14 protein-coding genes and 1 tRNA gene are annotated in these 14,095 nt (G+C 58.7%); 9 read left to right on the top strand and 6 right to left on the bottom strand.

What is annotated here, in order from left to right:
• Positions 1-10 precede the first annotated feature (10 nt).
• Both HW556_RS07310 and HW556_RS07305 read left to right on the top strand, forming a co-directional pair.
• Positions 11-1,087, top strand: a complete 1,077-nt coding sequence (locus HW556_RS07310; protein ID WP_176899367.1) for an LptF/LptG family permease — start codon at positions 11-13, stop codon at positions 1,085-1,087.
• Positions 1,088-1,152: 65 nt separating this feature from the next.
• Positions 1,153-2,076 carry a DMT family transporter gene (locus HW556_RS07305; protein WP_176899366.1) on the top strand — a complete coding sequence of 308 codons (924 nt, stop codon included), beginning with the start codon at positions 1,153-1,155 and terminating at the stop codon, positions 2,074-2,076.
• Between the two features lie 15 nt (positions 2,077-2,091).
• Here HW556_RS07305 and ispE read toward each other — a convergent pair whose 3' ends face one another.
• Positions 2,092-2,913 carry a 4-(cytidine 5'-diphospho)-2-C-methyl-D-erythritol kinase gene (gene ispE, locus HW556_RS07300; RefSeq protein WP_176899365.1) on the bottom strand — a complete coding sequence of 274 codons (822 nt, stop codon included), beginning with the start codon at positions 2,911-2,913 and terminating at the stop codon, positions 2,092-2,094.
• Between the two features lie 140 nt (positions 2,914-3,053).
• Here ispE and HW556_RS07295 point away from each other — a divergent pair, with 140 nt between their 5' ends.
• The 3 genes from HW556_RS07295 (at position 3,054) to HW556_RS07285 (ending at position 5,670) form a co-directional block, all read left to right on the top strand.
• Positions 3,054-3,704, top strand: coding sequence for a sugar transferase (locus tag HW556_RS07295; protein WP_176899364.1), 651 nt, complete (start codon positions 3,054-3,056; stop codon positions 3,702-3,704).
• A gap of 2 nt (positions 3,705-3,706) precedes the next feature.
• Positions 3,707-4,408, top strand: a complete 702-nt coding sequence (locus HW556_RS07290) for an acetyltransferase (RefSeq protein WP_176899363.1) — start codon at positions 3,707-3,709, stop codon at positions 4,406-4,408.
• 116 nt (positions 4,409-4,524) lie between these two features.
• Positions 4,525-5,670, top strand: a complete 1,146-nt coding sequence (locus HW556_RS07285; protein ID WP_176899362.1) for a DegT/DnrJ/EryC1/StrS family aminotransferase — start codon at positions 4,525-4,527, stop codon at positions 5,668-5,670.
• Positions 5,671-5,893: 223 nt separating this feature from the next.
• Here HW556_RS07285 and HW556_RS07280 read toward each other — a convergent pair whose 3' ends face one another.
• The 5 genes from HW556_RS07280 to atpD form a co-directional block, all read right to left on the bottom strand.
• A complete protein-coding gene (locus HW556_RS07280) occupies positions 5,894-6,934 on the bottom strand; it encodes a DUF6268 family outer membrane beta-barrel protein (protein WP_246289556.1) in 1,041 nt (346 codons plus the stop codon).
• A 31-nt stretch (positions 6,935-6,965) separates the two neighbouring features.
• On the bottom strand, positions 6,966-7,418 hold the full coding sequence (locus tag HW556_RS07275; protein ID WP_176899360.1) for a DUF2147 domain-containing protein: 453 nt from the start codon (positions 7,416-7,418) through the stop codon (positions 6,966-6,968).
• A gap of 285 nt (positions 7,419-7,703) precedes the next feature.
• Positions 7,704-8,837, bottom strand: a complete 1,134-nt coding sequence (locus HW556_RS07270) for a trans-sulfuration enzyme family protein (protein ID WP_176899359.1) — start codon at positions 8,835-8,837, stop codon at positions 7,704-7,706.
• A gap of 80 nt (positions 8,838-8,917) precedes the next feature.
• Positions 8,918-9,157 carry an ATP synthase F1 subunit epsilon gene (gene atpC, locus HW556_RS07265; RefSeq protein ID WP_176899358.1) on the bottom strand — a complete coding sequence of 80 codons (240 nt, stop codon included), beginning with the start codon at positions 9,155-9,157 and terminating at the stop codon, positions 8,918-8,920.
• Positions 9,158-9,250: 93 nt separating this feature from the next.
• Entirely contained in the window at positions 9,251-10,756 is a 1,506-nt protein-coding gene (atpD, locus tag HW556_RS07260; protein ID WP_176899357.1) for a F0F1 ATP synthase subunit beta, read from the bottom strand.
• A gap of 268 nt (positions 10,757-11,024) precedes the next feature.
• Between atpD and HW556_RS07255 the strand changes: the two genes are divergently transcribed.
• The 4 genes from HW556_RS07255 (at position 11,025) to pth (ending at position 13,849) form a co-directional block, all read left to right on the top strand.
• Positions 11,025-11,097, top strand: a tRNA-Gln gene (locus HW556_RS07255).
• Positions 11,098-11,384: 287 nt separating this feature from the next.
• Positions 11,385-12,314 (top strand): ribose-phosphate pyrophosphokinase, encoded by a 930-nt coding sequence (locus HW556_RS07250; RefSeq protein WP_176899356.1) that lies wholly within the window; start codon positions 11,385-11,387, stop codon positions 12,312-12,314.
• Positions 12,315-12,465: 151 nt separating this feature from the next.
• Positions 12,466-13,038: a 50S ribosomal protein L25/general stress protein Ctc gene (locus tag HW556_RS07245; protein WP_176899355.1), complete on the top strand. Its 573-nt coding sequence runs from the start codon at positions 12,466-12,468 to the stop codon at positions 13,036-13,038.
• Between the two features lie 238 nt (positions 13,039-13,276).
• Complete coding sequence (pth, locus tag HW556_RS07240) at positions 13,277-13,849, top strand: aminoacyl-tRNA hydrolase (protein ID WP_176899354.1); 573 nt, start codon at positions 13,277-13,279, stop codon at positions 13,847-13,849.
• Positions 13,850-14,095: the final 246 nt, after the last annotated feature.

The raw sequence follows: 14,095 nt of genomic DNA, 5'->3' as shown, positions 1-14,095 counted from the left end.
GTTGATTTCCATGAAGATTCTCGATAAATACATCATCACGAAGTTTCTCACCGCGTTTTTCTTCACGGTGGTGCTGCTCGTGTCGGTTATCTGCGTGATTGACTTCACGGAGAAAAACGATGACTTCCTGCAACACGACCTGGGGGCGTGGCAGATTCTGACGGAGTACTACCTGAACCTGTTTCCGTACTTCGCCAACCTGCTCTCCCCTATCACGGTGTTTATTGCGGTGGTGTTTGTAACGGCTCAGCTGGCCTCACGCACCGAGGTGGTGGCCATGCTGGCTTCGGGCATCAGCTTCAACCGGTTTCTGCTGCCCTATATTATGGGCAGTGCCATTCTGGGGGCCCTCACGCTGGCCATGACGGGCTGGCTGATTCCGATTGCCAACAAAACGCGGGTCGAGTTCGAGAAGAAGTATATCAAGAATCCCTATCGGTTCAGCGGGCGCAATGTGCACTTTAAAATTGGCCCCCAGGACTATGCGTTCATGGAGAGCTACGACAACGTGAACAATGTGGGCTACAAGTTCGCGCTCGAAACCATCGACGGGCAGCTGCTTAAGCGCCGGCTCACGGCCGAGGCCATCACCTGGGATTCGACCAAGCAGGCCTGGCACCTGACGCCCCAACTGCTCCGCACCTTCAGCGGCGAAAAGGAAAGCCTCAAAACCCTGGCCGCCCGCGACACCACGCTCAACCTGTTCCCGAAGGATTTCGCCAGCACTTACCGGCTGGCCGAAACCCTCACGCTCCCCGAACTCAACCGCTACATCAACACCAAGATATCCCGCGGCGCCGACGATACGCAGGTGTACCTGAGCGAGAAATACGAGCGGTTCGCCTACCCCTACGCCATGTTTATCCTCACGGTAATCGGGGTGATTATGAGTGCCCGCAAAAGCCGGGCCGGCGTGGGCGGGCAGATTGCGCTGGGCTTCGTGCTGGCGTTTGTGTTCATCATCTTCGTGATTCTGAGCCGCAACCTGGCCGCCGTTGGCACCCTCTCGCCCCTGTTGGCCGCCTGGGTACCGAGCATCGTGTTCACCACCATCGGGGCCGTCTTGTACCGGGTAATACCCCAGTGATGAGGCGTTGTAGAACACGGATCAAAAAGAACGTTATCCAGTAGCCAAGCCCCCAAAAACCCTCCATGAAAGACTATCTACGCCTGCATTTTATTGTGTTGCTGTGGGGCTTCACGGCTATTTTGGGCAAGCTGATTACGGTGCCGCCGGTCGAGCTGGTATTCTTGCGCACGGGGCTGGCGAGCGTGGGGCTGCTGGCGCTGCTGCTAATTCGGCGCCGCCCCTGGCGCATGCCGGCCGCCGACGCGGCGCGGCTGCTGGGCGTGGGGGCTCTGGTGGCCGCCCACTGGATTACGTTCTTCCTTTCGGCCCGGCTCTCCTCGGTGAGCGTGAGCCTGGCCGGCATGGCCACGCTGGCCCTCTGGACTTCGCTGCTGGAGCCGCTGGTGCTGTGGCGGAAGGTGCGCGGCTACGAGGTGGCCCTGGGCTTGCTCACAATGGTAGGCCTCTACATTGTGTCGCAGGCCGAGCTGGGGCAGTTGCTGGGGCTGGGCGTGGCCATTATATCGGCCGGGCTGTCGGCGCTGTTCAGCGTCATCAACTCCAAGCTGGTGAAGCAGCACCCGCCGCTGAAGCTTACGCTGTATGAGATGGTGGGCGCCTGCCTGAGCATTGCGCTGTTTCTGCCGCTCTACAGCGAGTATTTCAGCGGCGGCAAAGGCCTGCAGCTGGCTCTCCACGGCTACGACTGGCTGTGGCTGGCACTACTGGCCGGCGTGTGTACGGTGTACGCCTTCTCGGCCTCAGTCGAGCTGATGAAGCGCATTTCGGCCTTCGTGGTCAACCTCACCATCAACCTGGAACCCGTGTACGGCATCGTGATGGCCGTTATTCTGTACTCTTGGGGCGTGGCCGGTTTCGAGGAAGAGAAACTCTCGCCTGGCTTCTATGCGGGCACCGTCATCATCCTCATCAGCGTGCTAATCCACCCGCTACTCGACCGTTGGGACAAGCGCCGGCTACTCAAACGCAACCCGGTACTCACGTAGGGCTACAATGGGCCCTTACAACTTCCCGCTCCAGACTGTGTAGCCAGCTGGCCAGTCCAGCTGCGGCGCTTCCGCAAGCTTGGGAAACAGCCCGTACACGGCCGAGCCCGAACCCGAGAGGCTGGCGTAAGTTGCCCCGGCGGCATAGAGCTGTGCCTTCACTTCGGCCAGCACCGGATAAACCGGCGTCAAAGCCTCTTCGAAGTCGTTGCTGACGGTTTCACGCCAGGTGAACATGGGGGCCTGCAGGCTCTGACGCAACTCGTGGTGTGGGGTCCGGGGTACCACGCGGGCGTAGGCTTCGGCCGTGCTGATGTGCAGGTTGGGGTACACTACTAATGCCGGCGTGCCGCGCAGGTCGAGGGCGAAATCATCGAACATATCACCCCGCGAGCGGGCAAAAACCGGCTCGTTACGGATGAAAAAGGCGCAGTCGGAGCCTAGGCGACGGGCGTAGCTTTCGAGCTTCTCGGGCGTCAGCTCCAGCTTGAACTGGCTGTTAATGGCCTTTAGAGCAAAAGCGGCATCGGACGATCCGCCCCCAAGACCCGCCCCGATGGGCACATCTTTATGCAGGTGCAGCTGCACCGGCGGCAGCTTAAAATCGGCAGCCAGCAACTCGTAGGCCCGCCGACACAAATTGGTTTCAGGCTCGCCCGGAATGGGCAGGCCGCTGAAGCTGAGGCTGGTTTCGGCCCCGGCGGGCGCGGGCAGCACCTCGAAGGCGTCGCACCAGGGCAGCGGGACAAACACCGATTCGAGGTTGCGGAAACCATCGGGCCGCAGGCTGGTAATATAGAGGCCCAGGTTGAGCTTGGCGTTGGGAAAAACGAGCATAATTTGTTACAGCTTCAAGCCGCAAGCTACAAGCTGCAAGTTTATGTATGAACCTCCGCCCACCGTCTGAACTGCGTGGCTTACCCCACAAGTAAACCCAAGCTTGTAGCTTGCGGCCTGAAGCCTGCAGCTCAATCAAAATGCCTTCCCCCGCTTCTTCTTGGTATGCCCGCCACGGCAAGCGCCTGCTCGATGTGGCGCTGGCCGCCCCGGCGCTGCTGCTGGCCACACCACTGTTGTTGCCGGTGGCCCTGGCGCTGGCCGTTCAGAACGGCGGGCCCTGGCTGTTCCGACAGCCCCGACCGGGCCGCGGGGGCCAAGTGTTCACTTTCTACAAGCTCCAGACCATGCCCGACCGACGCGACGCGGCAGGCCAGCCACTGCCCGATGCCGAGCGCCTGCCGCCGCTGGGCCGCTGGGTGCGGGCCACTTCGCTCGACGAGCTGCCCCAGCTCTGGAACGTGCTGCGCGGTGAGCTGAGTTTGGTAGGTCCGCGGCCGCTGCTGGTGCAGTATCTGCCGCTCTACTCGCCCGAGCAGACCCGCCGCCACGCCGTGCGGCCCGGCATTACGGGTTGGGCCCAGGTAAACGGCCGCAATGCTATCAGCTGGGAACAGAAGTTCGCTTTCGATGTTTGGTACGTCGATAATCTTTCTTTCTGGCTGGATTTGCGCATTTTGGGGCGTACCGTGGCCCGCGTACTAGGGGCACGGGATGTTGCCGCCCCCGGCCAGGCGACGGCCAAGGCCTTCACCGGCACACCGGCTTCTCCTTCCGACTTTAATTCCTGACTGTGCATATTTCCAGCAACCCCGCTGCTGCGGCCACTACCGCCCCAACCCAACCCGAAGTACCGCGCCGGCTGGCCATTTTTGGGGCCGGCGGACTGGGCCGCGAGGTGCTGGTGCTGCTGCGCCAGCTCAATGCGGTGGCCCCCACTTGGGAACTGGCAGGTTTCTACGACGACCAGCTGCCCGCCACCGACCTCATCCATGGCCTGCGCTACCTCGGCACGGCCACCGACCTGAACGCCACGCCTGAGCCGTTGGCCGTAGCTGTGGCCGTTGGCAGCAGCGCCACCCGCGCGGCCGTAGTGGCCCGCCTCACCTCCCCGCAGCTCCATTTTCCTTCCCTCATCCACCCGGGCGTCAGCGCCGAATCGTTCCAGCACCTGCAGATTGGGGCCGGCTGCATTATCACCCAGGGCTGCATCCTCACCACCGATATTCGCCTGGGTCGCCATGTGCTGCTGAACCTGGGCTGCACCGTGGGCCACGATGCCGTGCTGGACGATTTCTGCTCCCTGATGCCCCACGCCAATGTGGGCGGCGGGGCCCACCTCGAAACGGGTGTATACCTGGGCACTAACGCTACTGTGCTGCAGCAAGTCCGAATTGGGGCCCGCACCGTACTTGGAGCCGGAGCCGTAGCCATCCGCAACCTATCCGCCGACTGCACCGCCGTAGGTGTGCCGGCCCGGGTGGTTGACAAGTAAGGATAAAAGCAGGGACAGACTGATAGCTTTCCGGCATCAAGCCGCCACCTGTTTTTGCCTGGCTGCTTTTTATCCCTCCGCGCATTCCTCCGCGAACCTCTGCGAGAAAACCACCTATGAACAGCCAGGATCACGACCGACTATACCTCTCTCCTCCCCACCTCGGCCGCCACGAGCTCAATTACCTGCACAAGGCCATCGAGGACAATTGGGTGGCCCCGGTCGGCCCCAACCTTGATGGGTTTGAGCAGGACGTATGCGCGTTTACCGGCGTAGCGCACGCGTTGGCTCTCAACTCGGGTACGGCCGCCATTCATCTGGGGCTGCGGCTGCTGGGCGTAGGGCCGGGCGATGAGGTGCTGTGTCCCTCGTTTACGTTCGTGGCTACGGCCAACCCCATTACCTACCTCGGAGCCACGCCGGTGTTTATCGACAGCGAAACCGAAACCTGGAATATGTGTCCTGAGCGGCTGCGGGAGGCGCTGGAAGACCGCCAACGCCAGAACCGCCTACCCCGCGCCCTTATTGTGGTGCATCTGTACGGCATGCCCTGCAAGCTGCGCGAAATCATGGTGCTGGCCGAAGAGTTTGGCGTGCCGGTGCTCGAAGATGCGGCCGAAGCGCTGGGCGCTACCTACGAGGGCAAACCCCTGGGCTCGTTTGGGGCCGTGGGCGTATTCTCCTTCAACGGCAACAAAATCCTGACCACCAGCGGCGGCGGCATGCTGACAACCAACAATGCGGCCTGGGCTGCCAAAGCCCGCGCCTGGGCCACCCAGGCCCGCGACGATGCGCCCTACTACCAACACTCGGAGCTAGGCTACAACTACCGCCTCAGCAACCTGCTGGCCGGCATTGGTCGGGGCCAGATGGGCCTGTTGGATGACCGAGTGAAGAAGCGCCGCGAAATTTACGCCTGGTACCAGGAAAAACTTGAGGACTTACCTGGCCTATCCTTTGGTCCCACCGAGCCCGCCACGGGCCGCTCCAACCGCTGGCTCAGCTGCCTGCTCCTCGACCCGGCCGAGACCAGCGTTACACCAGAACAGCTGCGTCTGCAACTTGAAACCCGCAACATCGAAAGTCGCCCGCTCTGGAAGCCTCTGCATCTGCAGCCGCTTTTTGCCAGCGTGCCGATGTACGGCGGCGCGGTTTGTACCGACTTATTTACCCGCGGCCTCTGCCTGCCCTCTGGCTCGGCCCTGACAGAAACCGACCTGCGCCGTATAGCTGATATCATCAAAACGCTGTGGCCTACCTGAAATCAGCACAACCCGCCAGCAGGTAGCACATAAGGTTCCATAGCTAGTTCTTAGAGTACAAAACCTCATACTGGTAGTATATATCATGTCACAGGGGCATATGGTTCCCCTCATTAATCAGCGCATAAAAAAGCCACGCCTGTTGCAGCAGGCGTGGCTTCAACTCAGCTTCACATGCGGAATTTGTGTTGTTAGCTGAGGACTGCGTAGCGGTGTAATACCATCAGGGGCTAACTAAGTTGATGCTCAAGTTGAAGTACAGCGGGTTACCCAGGGAGTTGTCGTAGAGTGGGTTGTTGTCGCCAGTGGGGTTCTGATCGTTGAAGACGTTGAAGCGGTAGTTATAGCGGTAGCCGGCCTGGGCCGAGAGCCAGACAAAGCCCGCCAGTTGCCGCTCATACGTCAGGCGTGGCTTTAGCTCGCCCCGGCGCAGGTAGGCATCCTGGCCATTCACCATCCCCAGGTAGTAGGCGTTGCCTTCGATTTCGTAGCCGATTGTGAGCAGGGAGTTAGCCCCAAAATTACGGCGCAGGTTCACGCGAGCTGGAAATATGGCCTCCACTCCCCACTTGGGGTTAAAGGTGCGGTAATAGTACACCACCGGAATGTGCAGCAGTTGTCCGGCCCGGTAGGTGCGCGTAAGCCCCAGGCCCCACATAAAGGCTTCTGAGCGCTTCCAGCCGTATATAGCCGTTCCGCTGTAGGTAAGCGCCTTGCTGCTAACGTCGTCGAAGTTGCGGTAGGTACCGTTCAGGTCGACATTACCCTGAATAAGCAGATAGCGGACGTCGTTCAGGGGCTTGAACACCGTGGCATTGAAACCCGTGGAGCGCAAACCGTCTTCCATTGCCCGAAACAGCGGGGTCCGGTTGGCGTTGGCAATACCTACTCCAGTATTCCAGTAGGTCAGCCCCAGGTTCAGAATAAGGCTGGAATTGGAGATAACCGGTGCATTGAAGCCCAGCCGCAGCCCGGCAAACCGGTCAACCTGCTCAGTTCTTTTTTCCAATTCACCTACCCCAACCGTATGTGGACCAACTGAGGTTATATCAAACGGGAGTTGATATTCGTAGCCTACGGAGATAAGCTTGGTGGGGCTTTGCGACAGCACTTTCTGGCTGGCGTAGGGGCGGTTTTCGGTAGCATCGGCGTTGCCGAAGCTACCGAAATCATCCACACCCAGCGAGTCGGGGGCGGAGGGCAGATCTTGGGCACCGGCAGAGGGAGCGGCCAGCAAGGAGCTTAGGGCCAGCAGGGAACCCAAAAAGCAGCGGAGGGTAAGATTTGGCATATTCTTACTTCTTAACCTGCCGCTTCCAAACATCGGTACGGCCGAAAAGTGATACGCCGATGAAGCCGCGTACTTCCAGCGTATTGGGGTCCACGAGCGTCATCTCGCAGGAGTAGTCGCTGCCGTTTTTGGGGTCGTAGATATTACCGCTTTCCCACTTATTGTCGCCGGCATAAGTGAAGCTGCGCATGTTCACAAGGCCTTTCAGGGGCTTTTTCCGGGCCGCTTCATCGGGGTTATTTACGTCAGTGCGGGGGGTACCATCGGGATTGTTGGGCACTTTGAGCCACACCAGCCGACCAAAATACTTATCGCCGCTTTTGTAAATCTGAATCATACCCGTGCCCTCCCCGTTTTTCCACACGCCCACTACGGCATCGGGATTATTAGCCAGAGCCGCAACGGCGCTAAACAGGCAGACAAACAGAATCAACAGGCTCTTTTTTAACTGGTTCATGGGGATTGGGAAATGAGATAGAACAGTTAAAAGTATGATGCACAAACCCAAGATCAAAGCAATGCTATCGTCAAAAGCAGTTTTAATACTATTTTAATCTACAACTTTCCCCTTGAAGTGTGAATGCATCGAAGGGAAGGTTGACTAATAGAAGATTGGGATTCGATTCAAGAGAGAAAAGCCACTGCACGACAGTGTTTACGCTGGCTGTCAATAGCAAAAAAAAAGGCAGATGGGTACGCTCACCTGCCTCTTTCTGTAGCCCGCACTTACTGATGCAGCCGCTTAAAGTGCGGCCAGAGCCTGCTGCAAATCGGCCAGCAACTCCTCAACCGACTCGATACCCACGCTTAAGCGTACCAGCCCGGCCGTAATGCCCAACTGCTGCCGTTCTTCCTCAGCAAGGGCCCGATGTGAGGTGCCGGCCGGGTACGAAAGCGAAGAGTCGACGCCCGCCAGCGAAGGCGCGAACGGGAACCGCTGGCAGGCCCGCATGAAGCGGCTCACGGCCTCCGTCGTATCGTCGGCCAGCCGGAACGAAACCATACCCCCAAAGCGGCCGCCGCCCTGGCCGGCAGCCAGCTTGTGCTGCGGATGCCCCGGCAGGCCCGGATAAAATACCTCCCCTACCGCCGGGTGGCCTGCCAGCAGCTCGGCTACGGCCTGCGCGTTGCGGGAGTGCGCTTCTATGCGCAGGCGCAGGGTTTTAAGGCCCCGTACGGCCAGCCAGCTTTCCATGGGGCTTAGCGTTAGCCCAAACAGCGTCCCGACTTGCCGGAGCCGGGCGGCGTATTCGGGTGTGCGAGCTACTACCGCGCCAGCCGTCACGTCGGAGTGCCCGGCCAGGTATTTCGTTACGCTGTGCATCACCATATCGGCCCCATACTCCAATGGCCGGGTAAGTACAGGCGAGGCGAACGTATTATCCACCACCAGCTTCACGCCCAGCGCGTGGGCAGCATCTGCCGCGGCCCGCAGGTCGACGACGCGCAGCAGTGGGTTGCTAATAGTTTCGCAGAGCAACAGCCGGGTGCGGGGCTGCGCGTGGGCGGCCAGGTTGGTTGTCAGGTCGGCAAAGGGCACGTAGCTAACTGTAATGCCCAGCCGGCTTAGCTCCTGGCTCAACAGCGCCGATGAGCCGCCGTAGATATCAGCCGCGCACAGCACATGGTCGCCAGCCTCGCAACAGGCCATAATGGCCGCAAAAATCGCCGCCATGCCCGATCCGGTAGCCACCGCTCCGGCACCACCTTCCAGCTGCGTTACGGCCGCCGCCAGCTCGTCGGAGTTGGGGTTGCCGTTGCGCGAGTACAGGTAGCGGCTGCCCGGCTCCCCGAAATACAGCTCCAGTTCGTTGAGGTCCTCAAACTTAAAAACCGAAGTCTGATAAATCGGGGTGATTTTGGGGTGGATTTCCATGAATCGTTAACTCGGGCTGAAAAAGCAGAAAAGCCTTTCCTGCAAAGGAAAGGCTTTTCAATGTAAGCTGAAACCGAAGGTTACGCCGAAGCGCCCTCGGCCAGCACGATAACGTTGTTGCGCAACACTTCTACTACGCCGCCTTCTACCTGGAAGCGACTGGCACCGCCGTTGATGACGATTTCACCGGCTTTCAGCGCCGAAATAAGCGGGGCGTGGCCATTGAGAACTTCGAAAAGGCCATCGGCTCCCGGAAACCGGGCCGAGTTAACTTCGCCTTCGAACACCTTGCGGTCGGGCGTGATGATTTCCAGATACATAGTTTCTGAGCTGTTGGCTGTTGGCTGTTAGCTGATGACCGAAGTCAGCAATAGGCAGCTAACAGCTAATGGCCATCAGCTAACAACTCAAAATTACTTGGCTTCGGCAATCAGACGCTCGCCTTTGGCTACGGCATCCTCGATGTTGCCAACAAGGTTGAACGACGCCTCGGGGAGGTGGTCGTGCTTGCCGTCGATGATTTCGTTGAAGCCTCTGATGGTGTCCTTGATATCAACCAGCACCCCTTTAAGGCCGGTGAACTGCTCAGCCACGAAGAAGGGCTGCGACAGGAAACGCTGCACCCGACGGGCGCGGTTTACTACCTGCTTGTCCTCTTCGCTCAGCTCATCCATGCCCAGAATGGCAATAATGTCTTGGAGTTCCTTGTAGCGCTGAAGCAACTCTTTCACGCGCTGGGCGGTGTTGTAGTGCTCGTCGCCCAAGATGTCGGCCGACAGGATGCGCGAAGTGGAGTCGAGTGGGTCAACGGCCGGGTAGATACCCAGCTCGGCAATTTTGCGGCTTAGTACCGTCGTGGCATCCAAGTGGGCAAAAGTGTTAGCCGGAGCCGGGTCAGTCAAGTCATCGGCGGGCACATATACGGCCTGCACCGACGTAATGGAACCGCGCTTGGTGGAGGTAATCCGCTCCTGCATGGCACCCATCTCGGTGGCCAGCGTGGGCTGATAACCTACGGCTGATGGCATACGGCCCAGCAGTGCCGAAACCTCGGAGCCGGCCTGCGTGAAGCGGAAGATGTTGTCGATGAAGAACAGGATGTCGCGGCCGGCACCGGTGCCGTCGCCATCGCGGAAGCTTTCGGCAATGGTGAGACCCGAGAGGGCTACGCGAGCACGGGCTCCGGGGGGCTCGTTCATCTGGCCGAACACCAGCGTGGCCTGCGACTTCTCCATCTCAGCCATGTCCACCTTGCTCAGGTCCCAGCCGCCTTCTTCCATCGAGTGCTTGAACGCCTCGCCGTAGCGGATGATGTTGGCTTCGATGAATTCACGCAACAAGTCGTTGCCCTCACGGGTACGCTCACCTACGCCGGCAAACACCGACAGGCCTTCGTAGGCCTTGGCTACGTTGTTGATGAGCTCCTGGATGAGTACGGTTTTGCCTACGCCGGCACCGCCGAACAGACCAATTTTACCGCCCTTCACATAAGGAGCCAGCAAGTCGATTACTTTGATGCCGGTGAAGAACACTTCCGACGACGTCGCCAGCTCTTCAAAGGCCGGGGCCGAACGGTGAATGGACAGCGCGCCGTCGCTCTTGGGCTGCGGAATGCCATCGATAGCCTCGCCAATTACGTTGAACAGACGGCCCTTTACACCTTCGCCCGTAGGCATGGAGATGGGCGCGCCCAAGTCGCGTACGCCGGCACCACGGGTCAGACCCTCGGTCGAGTCCATGGCGATGGTACGAACCCGGTCTTCGCCTAGGTGCTGCTGCACCTCCAGCACGATCGTCTGACCGTTGCCTTTGGTTACTTCGAGAGCGTCGAGAATATTGGGAAGCTTGGAGTTTTCACCCGCGAAGCTCACGTCCACGACGGGACCGATAACCTGGGTGATTTTGCCGGTATTCGCCATTGCTATGTATAGGTTGGGATTGGGTGCAACGATTCAGGCCGCAAAACTACGGCTTAATCGTGGCATTGCCAAAGCCAGCGGCTACGGGCTTTGGTCAACTTTTTTTTCAGCGTCTGAAACCCTGATTTTCAGTCCTGAAAGCTCCCTCACTGCCCACTCCTTCCTAGATTCGGGTAAATTTTTTTCATTGGAAATTTGCCTTCAATAAAAGCCTCTGTACATTTGCACAACCAAACGGCACCGCTTACCCGGAAAGCCGCCCGGAAATTGTCCGATGGTGTAACTGGCAACACGCTTGATTTTGATTCAAGAAAGTCCAGGTTCGAGCCCTGGTCGGACAACTGACACAGCCAACGCGAAAGGCGCTGATTCTTCCTCCCCCGGAAGAGTCGGCGCCTTTCGCGCTTTAAATCACAGCTATCGCAAATGGTTAAATGCCGAAGCTGCCGACGGCCCCGTTGAGCCAGGCAGCGTAGCGCGGCGCTTCGTTCCTGACGAAAATCCAGTACCCCCGGCCGCTTCATTTGGCTGCATTTCCACGCTTGCCCAATTCTCCCCTCGCGCTGAACCGTCAGCCGGCGGGAGAATTTTTCATTTCCACCCCTTACCCTTTTAACACCTCTTTCTCATGGCTCAGCAAGTCAAGATTTTCGCCGGTAACGCCTCCCACGAGCTAGGCCAGAAAATTGCCGAAGCGTTCGGTCAGCCGCTCGGCGACCTGAGCATCCAGCGTTTCGCCGATACCGAACTCGGGCCCAGCTTCAACGAGAGCATCCGGGGTTGCGCCGTGTTCCTGATTCAGAGCACCAACCCGCCGGCCGAAAACCTGATGGAGCTCATGCTGATGGTAGACGCCGCCAAGCGCGCCTCGGCTGCCTCGGTAACCGTGGTGATGCCCTACTACGGCTACGCCCGCCAGGACCGTAAGGACAAGCCGCGCGTGAGCATCGGCGCTAAAGTAGTGGCCGATTTCGTGCAGAGCGTGGGCACCGACCGCCTGATGACCTGCGACTTGCACGCCGGCCAGATTCAGGGCTTCTTCGATATTCCCGTCGACCACCTCGACGGCGCCACCGTAATAGCGCCCTACATTCAGTCGCTGGGCCTCGATGATTTGATTTTCGCTTCGCCCGACGTGGGCGGCGTGGTGCGTACCCGGGCCTTCGCCAAGAAGTTCGGGGCCGAAATTGTGGTCTGCGACAAGATGCGTCTGCGGGCTAACGAAATTGCCTCGATGCAGGTAATCGGCGACGTAACGGGCATGAACGTGGTGCTCGTGGACGACATTGTGGACACGGCCGGCACCATCTGCAAAGCCGCCGAGCTGCTTATGGAGCGCGGGGCCAAATCGGTGCGGGCGGTGATTACGCACGGCGTGCTTTCGGGTCCGGCGCACGAACGAATCCGTACCTCGATGCTCGAGGAGTTGGTCATTACCGACACGATTCCGCTGCAGCAGGAAAACGCTAAAATTCGGGTTATCACGCTGGCTCCGCTGTTTGCCCAAGCCATCCGCAACGTAGTTACCCACGAGTCCATCAGCTCGTTGTTTATTTAAATTGAGGAAAGAAATCAACTGGCAAAAGGGTGTCATGCTGAGCATGACACCCTTTTTTGGCTTTTGCTCAGCTATTGCCAAACAATCCGCCTATCTTTGCGGCCCGTTTGCCTGCTGTGGGTGAGCGGATTTTCCTCCAAAGCACACTTTTATGAAAAGCCTCGAGATTGTAGGGTTTAAAAGAGCGAATCTCGGTAAGAAGGACGCCAAAGCGGTCCGCCTCGATTCGTACGTACCATGCGTACTATACGGCGGCGCCGAGCAGGTTCACTTCTCCGTTCCTGCCATTCTGTTCCGCGAGCTGCTGTACACCCCCGAGGTACACATCGTCGACCTCAACATTGAGGGCACCATGTACCGCGCCATCGTGCAGGATTCGCAGTTCCACCCCGTGAACGAAATGCTGCTGCACGTTGACTTCCTGGAGCTGCAGGAAGGCAAAGAAGTGAAAATGGAGGTTCCCGTGAAGTATGTTGGCGTATCGCCGGGCGTACTGGCCGGTGGCAAGCTGGTAAGCAAGCTGCGCAAAATCAAGGTAAAGGCCTCGCCTGAAAACCTGCCTGATTCGGTAGAAGTGAACATTTCGGAGTTGGCTCTGGGCAAGTCTATCAAAGTGAGTGCCGTGGAAGCCAAAGGCTATACCATCCTCAGCAGCCCCCAGGCTCCTATTGCTACCGTGGCCATCCCACGTGCTCTCAAAGGCACGCTGAACGCCGACAAATAAAGACATCGGGTTGGCCCAGATTCAACGGATTCCACATGTTTTGTGGACCATCCACTGAAACCGAGCTATCTAATGAAAACCAAAAGAGCCACCCTGACAACGGGGTGGCTCTTTTGGTTTTCGGTTATGCGGCCGGCATTGCGCAACTACGCCTACTTTTGCACCGGGAACTTACCACGGATTCCCGGCCGCAGCCAACTAAAAAATCCGTGTAATCCGTTAAAATCCGAGCTAATCTGTGGTCTTTTTGATTTTATGTCTGGGCAATATCGGGCCCGAATACGCCGACACGCGACATAACGTGGGCTTTATGGTGGCTGACTGGCTGGCCCGCAAGCACGAGGCCGCGCCTTGGCAACTGGGCCGCCACGCGTTCAGCACTGAGTTCAAGCACAAGGGCCGCCGGTTCGTGCTCGTGAAGCCCACCACCTACATGAACCTGAGCGGCAAGGCCGCCGCCCACTGGCTCAGCGCCCTCAAGCTCGAAAAGGCGCAGCTGCTGGTGGTCACCGACGACTTGGCCCTACCCTTCGGCAAGCTGCGGTTGAAGGCCAAGGGCTCGGCTGGGGGCCAGAACGGCCTCAAGCACATCCAGGAAACGCTGGGCACCGACGAATACGCCCGCCTGCGCTTCGGCATCGACTCCAGCTTCGGCCGCGGCCGCCAAGTGGATTACGTACTCAGCCCATTTTCGGAAGACGAGAGGATTGATTTGGAGGGACGGTTGGAGAAGGCCGGCGAGGCTGTGCTGGCCTTCGGGATGCAGGGCGTGGAGCGCGCCATGAACGTGGTTAATGTGAAGGAAGGATAGAAAAAAAGGCTCTTCCTATTTGATATAGGAAGGGCCTTTTTCTTTTCATAAGACACTGCTGCCAATGGCTAATAGAGCGGCAATCAGCAAAATCACATAAAAGCTGTTGTAGTCAATGTCGTCCTCCAACAGCTTTTTGTAGGGAACTTTGCCTCTGTGCCAAAGCCACCGGATACCGGCACCGGGATAAGAAAACATGAGGTCAACCAGAAGCTCAACGATAGATTCCACCAGCAAAAAAGGAGC

Source organism: Hymenobacter terrestris, assembly GCF_013377905.1.
Taxonomy (GTDB): Bacteria; Bacteroidota; Bacteroidia; order Cytophagales; family Hymenobacteraceae; genus Hymenobacter; species Hymenobacter terrestris.
Note: the sequence above shows the minus strand (reverse complement) of the source record. Positions and strands in the feature narration are given on the sequence as shown.